Source organism: Massilia sp. KIM, from assembly GCF_002007115.1.
Lineage (GTDB): Bacteria > Pseudomonadota > Gammaproteobacteria > Burkholderiales > Burkholderiaceae_D > Telluria.
In genome coordinates, this window is the sequence record NZ_MVAD01000002.1 from 236836 (window position 1) to 257957 (window position 21122).

Consider the following 21122-nt stretch of genomic DNA (forward strand, 5'->3'; position numbering starts at 1 on the left):
TGCTAGTCCGGGCCTTCCCGGCGAGAAACTGTCGCGCTGCGATTAGAATGTTCACGATCCGGCGACAAAGTCCGGAGCATGAGGTGAGGAAGTGGACCATTACCTGGCCATGCGCTGTTTTTGCCGCGTCGTCGAAACCGGCAGTCTGGCGGCCGCCGCGCGCGATCTCGACTGCTCGCGCTCGGTCGTCAGCAAATACGTGCAGCAGCTCGAAGCCTGGACCGGCAGCCGCCTGCTGGCGCGCACCACGCGCCGCGTGCGCGCGACCGAACCGGGCGAACGGTTCTACGCCTATTGCAAGCGGGTCGCCGCCGACACCGAGCAGACGCTCGGCGAGATCCGCGGCGACGGCAGCGAACTGTCAGGGAGGCTCGTGGTCGCGCTGCCGGCCTCGCTGACCCTGGCCTCGCTCAACGAACACCTGCATGCTTTCCGCGCCGCGTATCCCAAGCTCGAACTCGAACTGTGGATGAGCGACATTCCCGTCGACCTGGTGCGCGAAGGCGTGGACGTGGCCTTGCGTTCGCGCGCCCAGCTCGACGATTCCTCGCTGGTCGCCACGCCCCTCACGACCATCGAGCGCAGCCTGTGCGCGGCGCCCGGCTATTGGGCGCGCCACGGCAAGCCGGCCGCGCCCGTCGAGCTGACACGGCACAATTGTCTGGTCTATTTGCTGGGCGCCGAACTGACGCGCTGGAGCTTCAGCGACGCCGAGGGCGAGGTGCACACCGTCGTCGTGCGCGGCGACCTGCGCGCCAACAACAGCCTGTTCCTGGTGGACGCCATGCTGCGCGGCGCCGGCGTCGGCCTGGTGCCCCGCGTGCTGGTTGCGGATTATCTGCGCGAGGGCAGGCTCGAAGCGGCGCTCCCCGGCTTTCGGCCCGAGCCGCGCACACTGTACGCCGTCTATCCCTCGCGCCAGCACCTGCCGCGCAAGGTCAGGTGCTTCGTCGACTTCCTGCGCGGGCGGCTCATGCAGGAAGGGCAGGGGCCGTGACTATGTGCGAGATTTCCCGTGGGTACAATTGATTACACTTTCGGGTTCGTCGCTCCCGCTGCCGGAATCGTGCATCTCGCACGCTCACTCAAGGAAACACCGTGACCACTACCCGCATCAAACTCTCCCAAGCCGTCATCGATCAGGAATACCGGAACGACCGCGCATTCACCGAGGTTGCCGGCGACCTCGGCGCCGTGATCGATGCCTTCGCGATGGTGAGCGGGGCCATCGGTGAGAACTTCCCCTACTACAACACCTACAATCTGAGCGGCTCCACCCTGCGCCTGAACTTCGACGAGAATGCGACGCGCACCTACACGGGCTTCCAGATCGCGAATCCCGCGTCGGCCCAGAGCGCGGCCTTCGCCACCGGCACCGAGTTTTATGCGCCGGGCGTGGTCACCCTGGGCGTCTTCGGCCAGCTCAACTACGAGTATGCGATGGTTCCCACGCCGACCGGTCCATCGCTGTCGCTGTCCCCCTCGGCGCTGGGCTACTCGATCGACGGCATCCGCATCCTCACCCACCTGCCGCGCAACAGCCCGGAGTACCCAACCGATTTCGGCAACATCGACCTGGTGATGAACGGCGCCATGAAGTTCAGCGCCAACGGCGACCTGCGCGGCACGCTGACCCGGGTGAAGGCGGCCGCCGAGAACTATATCGCGTCGAGCACCATCGACGGCATGTTCGACGTGGTGAGCAATCTCGACGCCGTGGCGTCGGGCCGGTCGCAGAGCAGCGTGCAAGGCACGCTCAACGCTTTCGACACCAGCTTCCGTGACGGCAGCTACTTCAGGGTCAGCAACGCCTCGGTCGCGGTATCGACCAGCAACCCGCTGGACGAGAACCGCATGGTGGCGTCCAGCGGCAACGACGACATCGGCATCGAGCTGCCGGGGCGGCTGTACCAGGAGATCGTGGTGGAAGCTGGCGCAGGCAGCGACCTGGTGAGCCTGAAGGGCGGCGGCGGCCTGCTGCACGTGGACGGCGGCGCGGGCAACGACGTGGTCGTGCTGCAGGACGGCGGCCACCAGGTCAACGGCGGCGCCGGCTTCGACGTCGTGAAGTTCGGCGGCGCCCGCGCCGGCGTGACGGTGAGCGCCACCGGCCAGCAGGGCGGCTTCAGCGTCAAGGACGCCACGGGCGCGGTCAGCCAGCTGGTCGGCGTCGAGCGCCTGCTGCTGTCGGACGCCGCCGTGGCGCTGGACATCGACGGCGTGGCCGGCCAGGCCTATCGCTTGTACCAGGCCGCCTTGAACCGCGCGCCGGACCAGGGAGGCCTGGGGTTCTGGATCAATGCGATGGACAAGGGCACGAGCCTGACCAGCGTGGCCGCCAGCGTCATGGACTCCAAGGAGTTCCGCGATGCATACGGCGTCAATCCGAGTAACCAGGAGCTGGTGACGCGCTTCTACGAAAACATCCTGCACCGCGCGCCGGAAGCGGCGGGCCTGTCGTACTGGGTGGAGCAGCTCGACAAAGGCGTGGCGAGGGCCGCCGTGCTGGCGGGAATCAGCGAGAGCGGCGAGAACAAGGTCGGACTGATCGGGGTGATGGGGAACGGATTCACCTATACGCCGATCGAAGGCTGATATTTGTAGTCAGGGGGGGCGCATCCCGGTTCGGAGGCCCCAGTTAGGCGAGATTGTCCAGGGCGCGCACTTCTCCGAGGCGAGGCTCGGTCAGCCAAAGCGCGTCGAGCAGCGCGAAGACGTCGCCAGCCAGCGGGGTGCCGATGACCTCCGCTCGATCGAGCGCCCGGCCATACAGGCTGCCGCTGGCGCGCCTGCCATGTGCATTGATGACCATGAACGATCCCCCGCCGGCTTGCGGCCGGTACACCAGGGAGACGAGCACGCGCCCTTCCGGGAGCGTTCCGTCGCCCCAGGGGCCGATGATCAGGTCGAAGTTGGGAAAGTGTTCAGGCTTGTCGTATGTCCAATGTACGTAATACACAGCTTTCGCACCGCTTGCGTCGGAGAGGTCGCCCCAGATCGTTACGGTTTGATTGCCACAGCAATCGCAACAGCCTCTCGACTCATCCCAGAAGCTTGCTCCCACGGTATGCATGTCGCTCATGGATTGGTAGCTTGTCGTCGGTTCACACGAGGCACGGATCAATACTTCACCTGATCCGGATATCCGCTTCCCAAAAAAACCTGGGCTTTTTACAGGTCCGCCGTCCAGTCCCCGCTCTTGCCGCCGTGCTTTTCCAGCACGCGCACATTGGTCATCACCATCCCGCGATCGACCGCCTTGCACATGTCGTAGACCGTCAGCAGTCCCACCTGCACGGCGGTCAGGGCCTCCATCTCGACCCCGGTCTTGCCGATGGTCTCCACCTGCGCCCGGCAATGCACGCTGCTGGCAGCCGTGTCGATCTCGAAGTCCACCGCCACCCGCGTGATCGGCAGCGGATGGCACAGCGGCACCAGGTCGCTGGTGCGCTTGGACGCCATGATGGCGGCGATGCGCGCGATGCCGATCACGTCACCCTTCTTGGCCGTGCCCGAGGTGACCAGGGCCAGGGTTTCCGGCTTCATCCGGATGGTGCCGGCCGCCACCGCCACGCGGTGGGTGTCCTGCTTGGCGCCGACGTCCACCATGTGGGCCTGGCCGGTGGCGTCGAAGTGGGTGAGCTGGTCGGAAGTCGGGGTCTCGGTGGTCATTGCAAGGTCGATAATGTGAGGTAACAAAGTGTTGCGCCCAGCAGCAGGATGCGCGTGGATGGAGGTATCATAGCACCGTGAAACTACGCTCCTGTCCAGCCAAGGCGCGCCGCTGGCGCCCCGCATTGACTGTCCTGGCCTTCCTGACGTCGGCCGCGTTCGCCTTTGCCGCGCCCAGCGACCCGCTCCAGAAGCCGCTCTCGAAACCCGACAGCACGCGCCTGCCCACGCTCGGCGACACCGCGCGCGGCGACCTCTCGCCCGTGGTCGAGCGCAAGCTGGGCGAGGAGATCATGCGCGACATCCGGCGCGACCGCGATTTCCTCGACGACGAACCGATCGCCGAATACCTGAACAACTTCGGCAACGCCCTGGTCAGCGCCGCTCCCGGTTCGCGCGGCGAAACCAATGCCGACTTTTATTTCTTCGCCGTGCGCGACCCGGCCCTGAACGCCTTCGCGCTGCCCGGCGGTTTCATCGGCGCCCACTCGGGCCTGATCATCGCCGCCCAGACCGAGTCCGAACTGGCCGGCGTGATGTCGCACGAGATCGGCCACGTGTCGCAGCGCCACATCGCGCGCATGATCGGGCAGCAGAAGCAGGACGTGCTGCTGCCGCTGGCGGCGATGATCCTGGCGGCGCTGGCCGCCAAGTCGAGCTCGGACGCCGCGATGGGCGTGCTGATGGGCGGGCAGGGCCTGGCCATCCAGCGCCAGCTGAACTTCAGCCGCGAGGCCGAGCGCGAGGCCGACCGGGTCGGCTTCCAGATCATGGAGGCGGGCGGCTACGACACCACCGGCATCGTCGCCTTCTTCCGCCGCCTGCAAAGCGCCAGCAAGCTGTATGGCGAGCTGCCGGCCGGCCTGAGCAACTTGAGCAGCCACCCGCTGACCCAGGAGCGCATCACCGACATGCAGGCGCGCATCCGCGAAATGCCCAAGAAGCAGCGGGTCGACAACGTCGACTTCCAGCTGGTGCGAGCGCGTACCCGCGTGCTGCAGGACCAGAGCGAGCAGGGACGGCGCGACACCCGGACCGCGTTCCAGACCCAGCTCAAGGAACCCCACCGCCACCAGCAGGCCGGCGCCCAGTACGGCCTGGCCTACCTGGCGCTCAAGGGAGGCGACCTGGCCGGCGCCCAGAGCTGGCTGGACAAGGCGCGCGCCACCATGAAGCCGCGCGAAGGCGTGTTCTCCACCGCCGCCAGCGGCGGCGACGGCGAAGTCATGTTCACCGGCCTGTCGCTCGAGATCAAGATGGCCGCCGGCCAGCCGCCCGCGGTGCTGCAGGCGGCGATCGCCGAGGCCGAGCAGGCGCGCCAGCGCTTCCCGCTGTCGCGCGCCATCGCGCTCCAATATGCCGAGGTCCTGATCGCCAACAACAAGCTGGACGAGGCCGCGCGCTACCTGCGCGACCAGGTGCAGCAGTACCGCGAAGAGCCCAAGCTGCACGACCTGCTGGCCAAGGCCTATGCCAAGCAGGGCAAGATCGCGCTGCAGCACATGGCGCTGGCCGAATCCTATGTGCTGGCCGGCGCGCTGCCGGCCGCCGTGGCCCAGCTCAACCTGGCGCGCAAGGCCGGCGACGTGTCCTTCTACGACCAGGCCGTGATCGATGCGCGCGAACGCGAGCTGCAGGCGCGCCAGAAGGCGGAACTGGAAGAAGAGAAGGAACGCTGATTCAGGGCGCGGGGTTGGGCACGCGCTGGAAGCCGAAGCGGCGCGGCGCTTCGTCCGCGCCCAGGCGCTCGACCCGCAATGCCTGCCCTTGCCAGGGCAGCACCAGCTCGCCCGCGCCGCCCTCCAGCCAGCCCATCACCGCCTCGTCCGTGGCGGGGGAGCCGTCCAGCTCCAGCAGGCCCAGCACCTGGGCCACATCGCGGTCGTCCAGCTGCGCCACCACCTCGCCGTCCCTGAACACCAGGGCGCCGGTCTCGCTCATGAACACCTGCTCGATGCGCGCCAGGGCCTGACCGGTCTGGAGCACCAGTCCCTGCGCCGGATCGGTGCGCGCGATGAAGGGCGTCGCCTCGAGGTTCACGTAGACGCGCTGCGGCCCGTTCTGGAAATACCAGTTGCCGCGCTCGTCGTGCAGGTAATTGCGGTTGATGAAGCCCACCAGGGCAGGATTGGTCAGCCGGTCGCCCGGCGCATTGGCGCGCTGGGCCGCCTCGTCGCGCATGCGCCAGCCGCCGCGCGCGTCGAGCGCCAGCCAGCCGTAGCAGTGCGGCACGTTCGGCCACTTGGCCATTGCCTGTCTTACGATGTCGTCCATGGCTTATCCAGCATCGCACAGTTCGCAGGCCCCCGGCGCGCGCGTCGAGGCCCTGCCGTCGAAGAAATGCAGGATGCGGTGCGGCAGCCAGTCGATGCGGCCCGGGAAGGGCCTGGTGGCGAAGCCGACGTGCCCGCCTTCCTCGGGATACTCGAGCGTCACCGCCGCCGCGGCGCGGTCCGGCAAGTGCTCGCCCGGCAGGAAAGGGTCGTTGCGCGCGTTCAGCACCAGGGTCGGCACCGTGATCGCATCCAGCACGTGGCGCGCGCTGGCGCGGTGCCAGTAGTCGTCGGTGTCCTTGTAGCCGTGCAGGGGCGCGGTGACCACGTTGTCGAAGGCGTACAGGTCGCGCGCCCGCAGCAGGGCCTCGCGGTCGAACAGGCCGGGGAACTGCTCCAGCTTTGCCAGGCACTTGGGCTTGAGCGTCTGCAGGAACATCCGGGTATAGAGCATATTGAAGCCCGAGGACAGGGCCGCGCCGCCGCGCGCCAGGTCGAGCGGGGCCGAGATGGCGCAGGCGGCGTCGACGATCCCGGCGCCGTGGCCGGATTCGCCCAGCCAGCGCAGCAGGGCGTTCCCGCCCAGCGACACGCCGGCCGCGTAGAAGCGTCCCTGGTGGCGCGCGCGCAGGGTGCGGACGATCCAGTCGACTTCCTGGGCGTCGCCCGAGTGGTAGAAGCGCGGCGCGAGGTTCGGCTCGCCCGAGCAGCCGCGGAAGTGCGGCACCGCGCCCGACCAGCCGCGCGCCGCCAGCGCCGCCATCAGCGCACGCGCGTAATGGCTGTGCGAGGAACCTTCGAGGCCGTGGAACAGCACCACCAGCGGCTTGCCGGCTTCGCCGTCGACCAGGTCGATGTCGATGAAGTCGCCATCGGCGCTGTGCCAGCGCTCGCGCCGGTAGGCGACCGGCGGCTTGGCCACGCAGGTGGCCGGGTAGATGGTCTGCAGGTGTCCGCCCGGAAGCCAGGCGGGGGCGCGGTAGTGCATGGCGGGGCGTGCAGGGGGCAGCGGCGCAGGGGGAGCGGTACGCGCCGCCGGCAGGATCAGTGGTGCTTCAGCACGGTGCCCGGCGCCAGGCGGTATTGGGTGCCGCAGTAAGGGCATTTGGCGTCGCCGTGGTGGTCGAAGTCGAGGAAGACGCGCGGGTGCGAGGACCACAGCGGCATTGCCGGGTTCGGGCAATAGGCCGGCAGGTCTTTGGCCTCCAGCTCCACCACAGGCATCGTCTTTTGGTTCATCTGGTTCTCTCCGTTAGGGATTGGGACAAAGACAGGATTCTAACGGATTCGCCCTGCTTGCCGAAATGATCGGTAAAATACCAATCTGATCACTATCCAATCCGGGTACACGGTGTTCCTTGCCCGGCGCCAACCTCCAGATGCGTTTCATGCCCGACCGTTTCATGCTTGTTGCCGCTGTGTTGAGCGCGGGCCGTTGCAGGATTACCACATGAATGCCGGCAATATGCCGGGACAGCCGCCGGGCGGCGGTCCCCTGAGCAGCGATCCGGAGGCCGAGCGCGCCGCCTGGCGCGAGGGCGTCAAGGCCGGCCTGCCGACCCTGTTCGGCATCGGCGCCTGGGGCATGGTGGTCGGGGTGGCCATGGTCAAGAGCGGCCTGAGCGTCGCCCAGGCCATCGGCATGACCGTGCTGGTCTTCGCCGGTTCCGCCCAGCTCGCTTCCTTGCCCCTGATCGTGGCCCAGGCGCCGATCTGGGTGATCTTCGCCACCGCGCTGGTGGTCAACCTGCGCTTCGTGATCTTCGCGGCCCTGCTGGGCCCGCACTTTTCTCACCTGCCCTGGCACCAGCGTTTCTATCTCGGCTATATCTCGGGCGACCTGACGGTGGCCATGTTCCTGCAGCGCTACCCGACCGCCGAGCCGGTGCCGGGCAAGCTGGCCTATTTGAAGGGGCTGATGTATCCGAACTGGTTCGCCTGGCAGATCGGTTCGCTGGTCGGCATCTTCCTCGGCAGCGCCGTGCCCACCGAATGGGGGCTGGGCTTCGCCGGCACCCTGGCCATCCTCTGCATCATGGTGCCGCTGATCATCAACAAGGCCGCGCTGTGCGGGGTGATCGTGGCCGGCGCCATCGCCGTGCTGGCCTACGAACTGCCTTACAAGCTGGGGCTGCTGCTGGCGGTCGTGGTCGGCATGCTGGTCTCCATGTTTATCGAAGAAACCTTCGCCAAGAGAAAGGCGCTCCATGGCTGACTGGGAAATCTGGGCCGTGATCGGCGTCCTATGCGTGGCCACCGCCGCCACCCGCAGCTCCTTCTGGCTGATCGGCCACCGCGTCAGCATCCCGCCGCGGGTGCAGGAAGTGCTGCGCTATGCGCCGGCCTGCGCGCTGGCCGCCATCATCGCGCCCGACATCCTGATCGACGGGCAAGGCCAGACCCAACTGATGCTGACCAATCCGAAGCTCTTGGCCGGGCTGGCCGCGCTCGGTTTCTACCTGTGGAAACGAAACATGCTGCTCACCATCGTGTTCGGCATGCTCGTCTTTACGCTGTTGCGCGTACTGCACGTTTTTGGCGGCACTGCCTAATGTACAATGACGTTTTTTCACTATTTCACTGCTGACCAATGGACGCCGTACTCCGTTTCACCCGTCTGCAAGACCTGATCGACAGCGACGCGCTCAAGAACAAGCGCGTCTTCATCCGCGCCGACCTGAACGTGCCGCAGGATGACGCCGGCAACATCACCGAAGACACGCGCATCCGCGCCTCGGTGCCGGCGATCCGCGACGCCCTGAAGGCGGGCGCGGCAGTGATGGTGACTTCCCACCTGGGCCGCCCGACCGAAGGCGAGTTCAAGCCCGAGGACAGCCTGGCGCCGGTCGCCGCGCGCCTGTCCGAGCTGCTCGGCCAGCCGGTGGAACTGAAGCAGGACTGGGTCGACGGCGTGGATGTCGCGCCGGGCCAGGTGGTGCTGCTGGAGAACTGCCGCGTCAACAAGGGCGAGAAGAAGAACAGCGACGAACTGGCCCAGAAGATGGCCAGGCTGTGCGACGTGTACGTGAACGACGCCTTCGGCACCGCCCACCGCGCCGAAGCCACCACCCACGGCATCGCCAAGTTCGCGCCCGTGGTGGCCGCCGGCCCGCTGCTGGCCGCCGAGCTGGACGCCCTGGGCAAGGCCCTGGGCCAGCCCCAGCGTCCGCTGCTGGCCATCGTGGCCGGCTCCAAGGTCTCGACCAAGCTCTCGATCCTGCAAAGCCTGGCGGGCAAGGTCGATAACCTGATCGTCGGCGGCGGCATCGCCAACACCTTCATGAAGGCCGTCGGCCTGAACATCGGCAAGTCACTCGCCGAGAACGACCTGGTGAACGAAGCCAAGGCCATCATCGACATGATGGCCGCGCGCGGCGCCCAGGTGCCGATCCCCGTGGACGTGGTGTGCGCCAAGGAGTTCGCGCCGACCGCCGCCGCCACCGTCAAGGACGTGGCCGACGTGGCGGACGACGACATGATCCTCGACATCGGCCCCAGGACCGCGGCCCAGCTGGCCGAACAGGTGGCCACCGCCGGCACCATCGTCTGGAACGGTCCGGTCGGCGTGTTCGAGTTCGACCAGTTCGCCGAAGGCACCAAGACCCTGGCCCTGGCCATCGCCAAGTCCCGGGGCTTCTCGATCGCCGGCGGCGGCGATACCCTGGCGGCGATCGCCAAGTACCAGATTGCCGACCAGATCGGCTATATCTCGACCGGCGGCGGCGCCTTCCTCGAGTTCCTCGAAGGGAAGACCCTGCCGGCAGTCGAGATCCTGCTCCAGCGTAAGGACAAGTGATACCCCAGCGCAGCCCCAAGGCTGCGCTTCTCTTTTCAGAACCAAGGATTCCAAACCCATGCAAGCTGCGCGACCCCTGTACAACGCCACCAAGATCGTTTCCACCATCGGCCCTGCATCGAGCGACTTCGATACCCTCGTCAAAATGATTCGGGCCGGCGTCGACGTCGTGCGCCTGAACTTCTCGCATGGCAAGGCCCAGGACCACATCGACCGCGCAGCGCTGGTGCGCCGCGCCGCCGCCGAATGCGGCGTCGAGGTGGCGATCATGGCGGACATGCAGGGTCCGAAAATTCGCGTGGGTAAGTTTGAAGAAGGCAAGATCTTCCTGAACAACGGCGATCCCTTCATCCTCGACGCGCGCTGGGGCGAGAACGGCGAGCTGGGCAACCAGGAGCGCGTGGGCCTCGACTACAAGGCCCTGCCGCGCGACGTCAAGCCGGGCGACAAGCTGCTGCTCAACGACGGCCTGATCGTGCTGGTGGTCGACAAGGTGATCGGCCACGAGATCTATACCACCACCAAGGTCGGCGGCGAGCTGTCCAACAACAAGGGCATCAACCGCATGGGCGGCGGCCTGACCGCGCCGGCCCTGACCTCGAAGGACATGGAAGACATCAAGACCGCGATGAGCTTCCAGGCCGACTACCTGGCGATTTCCTTCCCCAAGAACGCGACCGACATGGAAATGGCGCGCCAGCTGGCCAACATCGCCGGCGAGCCCTATGGCCACAAGCCGATGATGATCGCCAAGATCGAGCGCGCCGAAGCGATTCCGGTGCTGCAGGAGATCCTGGACGCCTCGGACGGCATCATGGTGGCGCGCGGCGACCTGGCGGTCGAAGTCGGCAACGCCGCCGTGCCGGCGCTGCAAAAGCGCATGATCCAGATGGCGCGCGCCTCCAACAAGCTGGCGATCACCGCGACCCAGATGATGGAATCGATGATCTTCAACGCCGTCCCGACCCGCGCCGAAGTGTCCGACGTGGCCAACGCCGTGCTGGACGGCACCGACGCCGTGATGACCTCGGCCGAGACCGCATCGGGCAAGTACCCGGTCGAGACCGTCGAGATGATGGCCGCCATCTGCCTCGAAGCCGAACAATCCGAATACAACAAGCGCGACGCTGATTTCCTCAACGTCCAGTTCACCCGCATCGACCAGTCGATCGCCTACGGCACCCTGTTCACCGCGCACCACCTGCGCGTGAAGGCCATCGTGGCGCTGACCGAGTCGGGCTCGACCGCACTGTGGATGAGCCGCCACTCGATCGACACGCCGATCTTTGCTCTCACCCCGCTGCAGACGACGCAACGCAAGGCCTCGCTCTACCGGAACGTGCGAGCATTCCACCTGCTCCAAGAAGGGGGTTCGCACGCGGTGCTGCGCAAGGCCGAAGAAGTCCTGATCCGCGAAGGCATGGTGCGCAAGGGCGACCTGATCGTCGTGACCTGGGGTTCCCCGATGGGCCAGGCCGGCGGCACCAACGCCATGAAGATCGTACGCGTGGGCGAGCTGGATGAAATAGTTTCTTAATTGTTTGGGAGACAACCCATGGCACTCGTATCAATGCGTCAACTGCTGGACCATGCCGCCGAAAACGGTTATGGCCTTCCCGCATTTAACGTCAACAACCTGGAGCAGGTGCAGGCCATCATGGCTGCCGCCGACGCGGTCAACGCGCCGGTGATCATGCAGGCCTCCGCAGGCGCGCGCAAGTACGCCGGCGAAGCTTTCCTGCGCCACCTGATCGACGCCGCCGTCGAAGCCTACCCGCACATCCCGGTGGTCATGCACCAGGATCACGGGCAGTCGCCGGCGGTGTGCATGGCCGCGATCCGTTCCGGCTTCACCTCGGTGATGATGGACGGTTCGCTCGAAGCCGACGGCAAGTCCGTCGCCAGCTACGAGTACAACGTGGAAGTCTCGAAGGAAGTGGTCAAGTTCTCGCACTCGATCGGCGTCACCGTCGAAGCCGAGCTGGGCGTGCTGGGCTCGCTCGAGACCATGAAGGGCGACAAGGAAGACGGCCACGGCGCGGACGGCACCATGACCCGCGAACAACTGCTGACCGACGTGGCGCAGGCTGCCGACTTCGTGGCGCGTACCCAGTGCGACGCTCTGGCGATCGCCATCGGCACCTCGCACGGCGCCTACAAGTTCACCCGCAAGCCGACCGGCGACATCCTGGCGATCGACCGCATCAAGGAAATCCACGCACGCATCCCCAATACCCACCTGGTGATGCACGGTTCATCCTCGGTGCCGCAGGAGCTGCTGGCCATCATCCGCGAGTTCGGCGGCGACATGAAGGAAACCTATGGCGTGCCGGTCGAGGAGATCCAGGAGGGCATCAAGCACGGTGTCCGCAAGATCAACATCGACACCGACATCCGCCTGGCGATGACGGCCGCGATCCGCAAGTACCTGTTCCAGAACCCGTCCAAGTTCGACCCGCGCGACTACCTGAAGCCGGCGCGCGAAGCGGCGATGGAAGTGTGCAAGGCGCGCTACCTGGCGTTCGGCTGCGAAGGCCAGGCGTCCAAGATCAAGCCGATCCCGCTGGACAAGATGGCCGAGCGCTACAAGGCCGGCGAGCTGGCGCAGATCGTGCAGTAAGCCCAGCAAACAGGTGCGACGATCACTTTGCAGAAACCGCGCAGTGATCGTCACGCTACCGCCCGCCAACGTCATCCCGGCGCAGGCCGGGATCCAAGTTTCTCACCGCAGTCGACAACTTCAAGCGTCGTCGCAGCGCCAGCAAACTTGGATCCCGGCCTTCGCCGGGATGACGGCGAGAGGCGCCTGCCGCGGGCCCCAAGGCCGGCGGAAGGCGGCAGCCGCAGCCCTCAACACCGGTAGCGGCATACAAATTGACGTAAAATGATGCATTGGACAGGCCCCCAAGGCCTGACTTTCCCAACCGGCGGCCCTAGCCGCCGGTTCCGCTTTCCTGATATCCCTTCTATGAACAGCCTCTACCAATCCACTATCCAGTCCCTGCCACTGCTGGGCCGCGGCAAGGTGCGCGACAACTATGCTGTCGGCGACGACAAGATCCTGATCGTCACCACCGACCGCCTGTCGGCGTTCGACGTGGTCATGAACGAGCCGATCCCCGGCAAGGGCATGGTGCTGAACCAGATGAGCGACTTCTGGTTCGAGAAGCTCGGCCACATCGTCCCCAACCACCTGACCGGCGTGGCGCCGGAATCCGTGGTCGCACCGAACGAAGTGGAGCAGGTGCGCGGCCGCGCCGTCGTGGCCAAGCGCCTCAAGCCGATCCTGGTCGAGGCCGTCGTGCGCGGCTACATCATCGGTTCGGGCTGGAAGGACTATCAGGCAAGCGGCGCCATCTGCGGCATCCAGCTGCCGGCCGGCCTGCGCCAGGCCGACAAGCTGCCCCAGCCGCTGTTCACCCCGGCCGCCAAGGCCGACATCGGCGAACACGACGAGAACATCTCCTTCGAAGAGATGGAAAACCGCATCGGCAAGGAACTGGCCGCCAAGATGCGCGACGTCAGCATCCAGCTCTACACCGCCGCCGCCGAGTACGCCGCGACCAAGGGCATCATCATCGCCGACACCAAGTTCGAGTTCGGCCTCGACGACAATGGCGTGCTGCACCTGATGGACGAAGTGCTGACCGCCGATTCCTCGCGCTTCTGGCCGGCCGACTCCTACGCCCCGGACATGTCGCCGCCGTCCTTCGACAAGCAATTCGTGCGCGACTACCTGGAAACCCTGAAGGACTGGAACAAGACCGCGCCCGCGCCTAGCCTGCCGCCGGAAGTGATCGAGAAAACCCAGGCCAAGTATTTCGAAGCCATCGAGCGCCTCACCGGCGAGAAGCTGAAGGCCTGAACGATGAGCGAGCAGAACAAGCCGCTGGTCGGCGTGATCATGGGTTCCTCGTCCGACTGGGACGTGATGCAGCACGCGGTGGCGGTCCTGAAGCAGTTCGGGGTGCCTTTCGAGGCGCAGGTGATCTCGGCCCACCGCATGCCGGACGAGATGTTCACCTACGCCGAAACCGCGCGCGAGCGCGGCCTGCGCGCCATCATCGCCGGCGCCGGCGGCGCGGCCCACCTGCCGGGCATGGTGGCCGCCAAGACCATCGTGCCGGTGCTGGGCGTGCCCGTGCCCTCGAAATACCTGCGCGGCGAGGATTCGCTGCTGTCGATCGTGCAGATGCCGAAAGGCGTGCCGGTGTCGACCTTCGCCATCGGCGAAGCCGGCGCCGCCAACGCGGCCCTGACCGCGGTGGCCATGCTGGCCGCCACGGACGATGCGCTGGCCGTCAAGCTGCAGCAGTTCCGCAGCGAGCAGACCGCCGCCGCCCAGGCCATGACCCTCCCCCTGTAATCCGATGAGCAGCAATCCGCAAACTCCCCTGTTGCCCGCCGCGTCGCCCTCGACCTGGCTGGGCGTGATGGGCGGCGGCCAGCTCGGCCGCATGTTCGCCCACGCCGCCCAGGCCATGGGCTACAAGGTGGCCGTGCTGGAACCGAGCGCCGACTGCCCGGCAGGACAGGTCGCCGAGCGCCTGATCACGGCCGGCTACGACGACCCGCAAGGACTCGAGCAGCTGGCCAAGCTGTGCGGCGCCATCACCACCGAGTTCGAGAACGTCCCGGCCGACAGCATGGCCTGGCTGGGCGAGCGCAGTTTCGTGGCGCCCAACGCCGCCTGCGTGTCGATCGCCCAGGACCGCATCGCCGAGAAACGTTTCTTCGTCGAGTGCGCGCCGCGCTCGGGCGTGATGCCGGCCCCGCACAAGACCATCGCCTCGCATGCCGACATCGACGCCATCGGCGACGAGCTGCTGCCCGGCATCCTCAAGACCGTGCGCATGGGCTACGACGGCAAGGGCCAGGTGCGGGTGCGCTCGCGCGAGGACGTGCGCGCGGCCTTCGACGAGCTGAAAGGGGTCACCTGCCTGCTCGAGAAGATGCTGCCGCTGGCCTACGAGGTGTCGGTGCTCACCGCCCGCGGCGCCGACGGCGCCTCCGTGGTCTACCCGATCGCCGAGAACGTGCACCGCGACGGCATCCTGTTCACCACCACCGTGCCCGGCCCCAACGTCTCCGAGGCCTGCGCCAGGCAGGCCCAGGACGCGGCGCGCGCCATCGTCGCCGAACTCGGCTACGTGGGGGTGCTATGCATCGAGTTCTTCGTGCTGCAGGACGGCAGCCTGGTGGTCAACGAGATGGCCCCGCGTCCGCACAACAGCGGCCACTACACCATCGACGCCTGCGTCACCAGCCAGTTCGCCCAGCAGGTGAGGGCGATGGCGCGCCTGCCGCTGGGCGAGGTGCGCCAGCATTCACCGGCCGTGATGCTCAACATCCTGGGCGACGTCTGGTTCGAGGCGGGCAGCGACACCCCGCGCGAGCCGGCCTGGGACCGCGTGCTGGCCCTGCCGGGCGCCAACCTGCACCTGTACGGCAAGGACGATCCGCGCCGCGGCCGCAAGATGGGCCACGTGACTTTCGTCGCGCCGACCCTGGAGCAGGCCCAGGCCAGCCTGGCCCAGGCCTGCGCCATCCTGGGGATCGCGCCGTGACCAGCGCGGCGCAGGAACTGGATGCGGCCGCCATCGCGGCGGCCGCGCGCGCCCTCGAGGCGGGCCAGCTGGTCGCCTTCCCGACCGAGACCGTATACGGCCTCGGCGCCGACGCCGAGAACCCGGCGGCGGTGGCGGCCATCTACGCCGCCAAGGGCCGTCCCCAGGACCACCCGGTGATCGTGCACCTGGCGCCCGAGGCGCCGCTCGACTACTGGGCCGCCGACATCCCGCAGGAAGCCCACGCGCTGGCCGAAGCCTTCTGGCCCGGCCCGCTCACCATGATCCTCAAGCGCGCCGCCAACATTCCGGACGCCGTCAGCGGCGGCCAGGACACGGTGGGCCTGCGCTGCCCCTCGCACCCGGTGGCGATCGCGCTGCTGCGCGCCTTCAAGGACGGCCGCGGCGGCGTGGCCGCGCCCTCGGCCAACAAGTTCGGCCACGTCAGCCCAACCCTGGCCCAGCATGTGCGCGACGAGTTCGGCGCCGACGCTTCGGTGGCCATGGTGCTGGACGGCGGCGCCTCGCAGGTGGGCATCGAATCGACCATCGTCGACCTGTCGCGCCTGGCCAGCCACGGCCCGGTGCTGCTGCGCCCCGGGCACATCAGCGCCGAGGCGATCGCCGCCGTGATCGACCGCATGCCGGCCGCACCCGACGCCGCCGCGCCGCGCGCTTCCGGCACCCTGGAATCGCATTACGCGCCCCACACCCCGGTGGCGATGCAGGACAGCGCGATGCTGTCCGCCACCCTGGCCGCGATGGCCAAGGCCGGCCGCAAGGTGGCGCTGATCCATTACACCGACATGCCGCCCACCCACGCGGCCCTGCGCCTGCCGGCCACCCCCGACGGCTTCGCCCACGCCCTGTATGCGGCGCTGCGCGCGATGGACGGGCAGGGCGCCGACCTGATCCTGGTCGAGGCACCGCCGAAGGACGGCCCCTGGCTCGGCGTCAACGACCGCCTGCGGCGCGCAGCCCACGGTTCGACCGGCATCGTGCACGGCTTGCTGAACCAGCAGCCGGCGGCTTGAGCATTCTCCGCACCTGATATTGACGGGGCGCAAAGCGCCCCGTCTTTGTGTTGCGCACAAGCCAAATAGTCCTTCTGGGCAAACAAGCCCGGCGCTATAATCCCCCACCTTTTGGCCGATTCGCCAGTGTTACTCATGTGGCATGAAAAGTACGGCCGAGCAACCGAATTCGCTATACAAGCGAATTGAACACTGGCATATTAATCAGGATACGAATAGCACGGGCGTTCGTTTCACAAAATATTCATGTTAGGAGACACAATGCGTCAAACCAAACTCGCGCTTGCCCTGTTGACGGCAGCGGTCCTGGCGGCGTGCGGCGGCGGCACCAGCCCGAAAGGCGGCGACCAGACCCCCAAGACCAAATTCACCAATCAGGTGTCCTTCGGTGACAGCCTCTCGGACGTCGGCACGTATTCGGTGGGCGCGGTGAAGGCCGCAGGCGGCGGCAAGTTCACCATCAACGGTGACGGTACCGCAAAGAATCCTGAACTGAACGGCAAGATCTGGCTCGATTTCATGGCTGCCCAGCTGGGCCTGCCGGCGCCGTGCGCCGCCCAGACCGGCCTGGAAGGCGACGCATCGCGCGGCCTGAACGTTCCGATCACCAACCATCCGAACTGCTTCAACTACGCCCAGGGCGGTTCGCGCGTGACCAACCCTGTCGGCCCGGGCAACAAGGCCACCGGCTCGCCGATCGGCGAGATGACCCTGCCGCTGGTGTCGCAGATCGCGAACCACGTGGCCAAGGTGAACGGCAAGTTCACCGGCACCGAGCTGGTGACCGTCCTGTCGGGCGGCAACGACGTGCTGATGCAGATGGCCGCGATCCAGGCCGCCGGCACCGCCGCCGGCGCCCAGGCCTTCGCCACCTCGCTGACCATGCAGCTGGCGGCCGGCGCCACCAACCCGCAAGCCGCGGCGCAAGCCATCGGCCTGGCGATCGCCACCGAGAACGCGCGTCCGGGCAAGACCGACGCCAGCGTGGTGCAGGCGGCCGTGACCGCCGCCGCCACCCAGCCGGGCAACCAGGCCGTCGCTTCGCCGGCCGTGTACGGTCCGATGGTGACCAAGGCCCAGGCCGACGGCAGCGCCGCGGGCCTGAAGGCCGCCGGTGATTACGCCACCGCCAACGCCACCCGCATGGTGACCGAAGTCGGCCAGGCCGGCGCGCAAATGGCCGCCCTGGTGCGCAATGAACTGGTGGGCCGCGGCGCCAGGTACGTGGTGGTCGCCAACCTGCCCGACGTGGCCAGCACCCCGGCCGCCAAGTCGCGTCCGGCCGCCATCCAGCAGCTGGTCACCGCCATGGTCAACGCCTTCAACACCCAGCTGAAAGCCAACATCGACGTCAACGATGCGCGCATCCTGTACGTCGACCTGTACAGCGTCAGCAATGACCAGGTGAAGAATCCGGCGCCTTACGGCCTGACCAACACCAGCACCCCGGCCTGCGGCCCGAACCCGCTGGGCACCACCTCCCTGATCTGCACCAACAGCAACACGGTGGCAGGTGACGTGAGCCATTACATGTTCGCCGACGACGTCCACCCGACCCCGTTCGAGAACAACCTCATCGCCCGCTACGTCCTGAAGGACATGGCGATCAAGGGCTGGCTGTAAGGCTGCGGCAGGCCCGCCCCGCGAGAGGGCGGGCCCATCACACGAGAATCAGGAGAAAACATGAAAGTTCGTTTCAATAGCGTCGTCAAGATGCTGGGTGTGGCCGCGGCGCTGGCCTGCGCGTCGACCGCGTCGGCCCAGTCGAAAGGCCAGCTGACCGCCAAGTTCGGCCTCAACCAGCTGACCCCGAAGGTCGAGAGCGGCGACATCAGCGCGCCGGCCCTGCCGGGCACCAAGGCCTCGGTGGGCCGCGACATCCAGCCGGTGCTGATCTTCGCCTACGGCCTGACCGACAACATCTCGACCGAGGTGGCGCTGGGCACCCCGTACAAGCACAAGATCTACGGCGCCGGCGCGATCGAGGGCACCGGCCAGCTGGGCACCGTCGAGGCCCTGCCGCCGACCGCCTTCCTGCAGTACCGCTTCTTCGAGCCGACCGCGACCTTCCGTCCCTTCGTGGGCCTGGGCGCGACCTACGCCTACTTCATGAAGGAGCGTGGTTCGTTCAAGATGACCGCGGTGACCAACCCGGGCAGCAACGTGCCGACGACCTTCAGCATCGACAACAAGTTCACCTACACGGTGCAGGCCGGCATGGCGGTGAACTTCAACCAGCGCTGGTTCGGCGACCTGACCGTCAACAAGACCCGTCTGCGTACCGACGTCAACTTCTCGACTGGTCAGCGTCAGCACATGAAGCTGGATCCGGTGTCGGTGGTGCTGGCGGTGGGGTATAAGTTCTGAGCGTGAGTTAGCGCTGTTGGAGGCCCGCTTTGGCGGGCCTTTTTATTTCGTGGTCTGCACGCAAACTTGGGTTCCGGCCTTCGCCGGAACGACGTTCAAGGGCAGCAGGCCACTACCAACTTTCCGGCCAACTCTCTCAGCACGTCATTCCCGCGCAGGCGGGAATCCAAGTTTGCCAGCACACCGCCATCGCCCGCGCTCGCCACGCACTCACTGCAACGCCCGCGCATGCTGCGTGAAATGCTCCGCACTGAGAAAGCACTCAATGCAAAGCCCGCGCATACTGCGTGAAATGCTCCGCACTCAGCGCCCGCTGGTACAGGAAGCCCTGGTAGATGTGACACCCCGCATCCAGCAGGAACTGTCGCTGCCCGGGCGTCTCCACCCCTTCCGCAATCACCTGCAACCCCAGGCTGTCCCCCAGCGCGATGATGGACCGCACGATCGAAGCGTCGTTCTGGTCGGTCAGCACGTCGCGCATGAAGCTGTGGTCGATCTTGAGCTGGTCCAGCGGCAGCTTGCGCAGGTAGGCCAGCGAGGAATACCCCGTCCCGAAGTCGTCCAGCGAGAACGACAGCCCGCGTCGCTTGAGCATGGCCATGGTGTGCGCCGTCTGGCTGAAATCCGTCACCACCAGGCTCTCGGTCAGCTCCAGCTTCAGGCCGCTGGGGTCGACCCCGGTGTGCTCGAAGATGCGCTGCAGCGTGGCCACGAAATGCGGTTCGGTGAACTGGCGCGCGCTGACGTTGACCGACAGGGTCAGGCCGGCCGTATCCGGATGGGCCTGCCAGCGCGCCAGCTCGGCGCAGGCGGTGCCCAGCACCCAGTTGCCGATATCGACGATCAGGCCGCTTTCCTCGGCGGCGCGGATGAATTCGGCCGGGTAGAGCACCCGCCCGTTCGGCAGGCGCCAGCGCAGCAGGGCCTCGGCCCCGATCACGTGGCCGCCGCGGTCGAGCTGGGGCTGGTAGTGCAGCATGAACTCGTCGTGGCGCAACGCGCGCCGCAGGCCGTTTTCCAGCTCGGCCCGCGCCGACCACGCCGCCTGCGCGGCCGGATCGTGGAAGCGGAAGGTGTTGCGCCCCGCCGCCTTGGCCTGGTACATCGCCGCGTCGGCCTGGCGCAGCGTCGATTCCACCGTGTCGCTGGTGCCGCACAGGGTCGCCACGCCCACGCTGACCGAGAGCGTGTAGCTGATCTGCCCGAGCTGGAAGGGCGCGGTCATCGCCGCCACCACCTTGGCCGCCACGGTCTCGGCCTGTGCCGCGGCGGACTCGCGCGTGTCCTCGACCGGGTGGATCAGGATCACGAACTCGTCCCCGCCCAAGCGCGCCACCATGTCGGCCTCGCGCACGCAATGCTCGAGGCGCCGGGCCACGGCCTGCAGCAGCATGTCGCCGGCCGCATGGCCCTGGCTGTCGTTGAGGAACTTGAAGTTGTCGAGGTCGCAGAACATCAGGGCCCCGCACTTGCGCGTGCGCGCGCTGCCGAGGAGGGCGCGGCGCAGGTGGTCGAGCAGGTTGGCGCGGTTGGGCAGGTCGGTCAGCGGGTCGAAGAAGGCGAGGCGGAAGATCTTGGCTTCGTTGTGCTTGCGCTCGCTGATGTCGGTGCCGATCATCAGTATCTTCTGGCAGGCCCCGAGCGTCTGGTCGGGCTGCAAGAGGGTCCAGCGGGTATCGATCTCGACCGCCGTGCCGTCGCGCCGCACATGGATCACTTCGCCCGTCCATTCGCCATCGGACAGCGTGGTCTCGAAGGCCGACTGGTAGGCCGCCAGATCGTCACACAGCAGCTCGCTGAACTTCTTTCCGCGCGCCTCCTGGGCGCTCCAGCCGTACATGCGTTCCGCGCCCAGGTTCCAGTAGGTGATGCGCGACTGCATGTCCATGGCGACGATGGCGTCGCGCGCCCGCTGCAGGAAGGAGGCCTGCTCCAGCACCAGCAGGTCGGCCTGGCGGATGCGGGTGTAGTCGGACAGGAAGCCCTCCACCACCGTCGTGCCGTCGACGTCCTCGCGCGCCGCGCCCTGTTCGTAGATCCATTTTTCCTTGCCGTAGGCGCAGCGGATGCGGTAGGTCACCTGGAACTGGCGCCCTTCCTCCAGTGCGGCGGTGATCGCGCGCGAGACCAGGGCGCGGTCGTCGGGATGGACCAGGCTGGCGTAGGACAGCCCAGGCTGGGCAACGAAGGCGGAAGCGGTATAGCCGGTGAGCTGTTCGATGCCGTCGCTGACGAACTCCATGGTCCACTCGCGATCGTTGAGACAGCGGTAGGCCGCGCCCGGTAAATTGCTCAGCAGTAGCTCAAGTGATAGTGAGCGCACGCTATCGTCGGAAGCGGGTTCCGATGAGGGGGTATCCTGAGCGGAGGGCGGGGTATGCATCTCGCGGACGGTTGGTAAGTGAGACGGCCA

At 67.0% G+C, this 21122-nt stretch carries 20 protein-coding genes; 14 read left to right on the top strand and 6 right to left on the bottom strand.

The window, feature by feature from the left end; all coding sequences use genetic code 11:
* The first annotated feature begins 91 nt into the window (after positions 1–91).
* Together B0920_RS15815 and B0920_RS15820 are read left to right on the top strand one after the other, a co-directional pair.
* On the top strand, positions 92–997 hold the full coding sequence (locus B0920_RS15815) for a LysR family transcriptional regulator (protein ID WP_078033625.1): 906 nt from the start codon (positions 92–94) through the stop codon (positions 995–997).
* A gap of 101 nt (positions 998–1098) precedes the next feature.
* On the top strand, positions 1099–2595 hold the full coding sequence (locus tag B0920_RS15820) for a DUF4214 domain-containing protein (protein WP_078033626.1): 1497 nt from the start codon (positions 1099–1101) through the stop codon (positions 2593–2595).
* Positions 2596–2638: 43 nt separating this feature from the next.
* Here B0920_RS15820 and B0920_RS15825 read toward each other — a convergent pair whose 3' ends face one another.
* Positions 2639–3082 carry a hypothetical protein gene (locus B0920_RS15825; RefSeq protein WP_143745800.1) on the bottom strand — a complete coding sequence of 148 codons (444 nt, stop codon included), beginning with the start codon at positions 3080–3082 and terminating at the stop codon, positions 2639–2641.
* A gap of 89 nt (positions 3083–3171) precedes the next feature.
* Positions 3172–3672: a cyclic pyranopterin monophosphate synthase MoaC gene (gene moaC, locus B0920_RS15830; protein ID WP_078033628.1), complete on the bottom strand. Its 501-nt coding sequence runs from the start codon at positions 3670–3672 to the stop codon at positions 3172–3174.
* A 125-nt stretch (positions 3673–3797) separates the two neighbouring features.
* Between moaC and B0920_RS15835 the strand changes: the two genes are divergently transcribed.
* A complete protein-coding gene (locus B0920_RS15835; RefSeq protein ID WP_078033629.1) occupies positions 3798–5351 on the top strand; it encodes a M48 family metalloprotease in 1554 nt (517 codons plus the stop codon).
* A 1-nt stretch (position 5352) separates the two neighbouring features.
* Here B0920_RS15835 and B0920_RS15840 read toward each other — a convergent pair whose 3' ends face one another.
* The 3 genes from B0920_RS15840 to B0920_RS15850 are packed head-to-tail and all read right to left on the bottom strand — an operon-like array spanning position 5353 to position 7184.
* Positions 5353–5946 (bottom strand): DUF2946 family protein, encoded by a 594-nt coding sequence (locus B0920_RS15840; RefSeq protein ID WP_078033630.1) that lies wholly within the window; start codon positions 5944–5946, stop codon positions 5353–5355.
* A gap of 3 nt (positions 5947–5949) precedes the next feature.
* Complete coding sequence (locus tag B0920_RS15845; RefSeq protein WP_078033631.1) at positions 5950–6933, bottom strand: YheT family hydrolase; 984 nt, start codon at positions 6931–6933, stop codon at positions 5950–5952.
* A 56-nt stretch (positions 6934–6989) separates the two neighbouring features.
* A complete protein-coding gene (locus tag B0920_RS15850) occupies positions 6990–7184 on the bottom strand; it encodes a zinc-finger domain-containing protein (protein ID WP_078033632.1) in 195 nt (64 codons plus the stop codon).
* 226 nt (positions 7185–7410) lie between these two features.
* Here B0920_RS15850 and B0920_RS15855 point away from each other — a divergent pair, with 226 nt between their 5' ends.
* From B0920_RS15855 to B0920_RS15905, 11 genes are all read left to right on the top strand, one after another.
* Entirely contained in the window at positions 7411–8160 is a 750-nt protein-coding gene (locus B0920_RS15855) for an AzlC family ABC transporter permease (protein WP_229455812.1), read from the top strand.
* A complete protein-coding gene (locus tag B0920_RS15860) occupies positions 8153–8497 on the top strand; it encodes an AzlD domain-containing protein (protein ID WP_078033634.1) in 345 nt (114 codons plus the stop codon). Before B0920_RS15855 ends, B0920_RS15860 begins: the two co-directional genes overlap by 8 nt.
* 38 nt (positions 8498–8535) lie before the next feature.
* Positions 8536–9741: a phosphoglycerate kinase gene (locus tag B0920_RS15865; RefSeq protein ID WP_078033635.1), complete on the top strand. Its 1206-nt coding sequence runs from the start codon at positions 8536–8538 to the stop codon at positions 9739–9741.
* A 76-nt stretch (positions 9742–9817) separates the two neighbouring features.
* The gene (gene pyk, locus B0920_RS15870; protein ID WP_143745848.1) at positions 9818–11278 is read left to right on the top strand and encodes a pyruvate kinase; all 1461 of its coding nucleotides are present in this window, start codon (positions 9818–9820) and stop codon (positions 11276–11278) included.
* Positions 11279–11296: 18 nt separating this feature from the next.
* Complete coding sequence (gene fba, locus B0920_RS15875) at positions 11297–12361, top strand: class II fructose-bisphosphate aldolase (RefSeq protein ID WP_078033637.1); 1065 nt, start codon at positions 11297–11299, stop codon at positions 12359–12361.
* A 348-nt stretch (positions 12362–12709) separates the two neighbouring features.
* The gene (locus B0920_RS15880; protein WP_078033638.1) at positions 12710–13606 is read left to right on the top strand and encodes a phosphoribosylaminoimidazolesuccinocarboxamide synthase; all 897 of its coding nucleotides are present in this window, start codon (positions 12710–12712) and stop codon (positions 13604–13606) included.
* Positions 13607–13609: 3 nt separating this feature from the next.
* The gene (purE, locus tag B0920_RS15885; RefSeq protein WP_078033639.1) at positions 13610–14107 is read left to right on the top strand and encodes a 5-(carboxyamino)imidazole ribonucleotide mutase; all 498 of its coding nucleotides are present in this window, start codon (positions 13610–13612) and stop codon (positions 14105–14107) included.
* Between the two features lie 4 nt (positions 14108–14111).
* On the top strand, positions 14112–15308 hold the full coding sequence (locus B0920_RS15890; RefSeq protein WP_078033640.1) for a 5-(carboxyamino)imidazole ribonucleotide synthase: 1197 nt from the start codon (positions 14112–14114) through the stop codon (positions 15306–15308).
* Positions 15305–16342, top strand: coding sequence for an L-threonylcarbamoyladenylate synthase (locus tag B0920_RS15895; RefSeq protein ID WP_078033641.1), 1038 nt, complete (start codon positions 15305–15307; stop codon positions 16340–16342). Before B0920_RS15890 ends, B0920_RS15895 begins: the two co-directional genes overlap by 4 nt.
* Before the next feature lie 261 nt (positions 16343–16603).
* Entirely contained in the window at positions 16604–17965 is a 1362-nt protein-coding gene (locus B0920_RS15900) for an SGNH/GDSL hydrolase family protein (protein ID WP_078033642.1), read from the top strand.
* Positions 17966–18025: 60 nt separating this feature from the next.
* Positions 18026–18709: an OmpW family protein gene (locus tag B0920_RS15905; protein WP_078033643.1), complete on the top strand. Its 684-nt coding sequence runs from the start codon at positions 18026–18028 to the stop codon at positions 18707–18709.
* Positions 18710–18971: 262 nt separating this feature from the next.
* Here the strand turns inward: B0920_RS15905 and B0920_RS15910 are convergent, their stop codons facing one another.
* A complete protein-coding gene (locus B0920_RS15910) occupies positions 18972–21092 on the bottom strand; it encodes a bifunctional diguanylate cyclase/phosphodiesterase (protein ID WP_078033644.1) in 2121 nt (706 codons plus the stop codon).
* Positions 21093–21122: the final 30 nt, after the last annotated feature.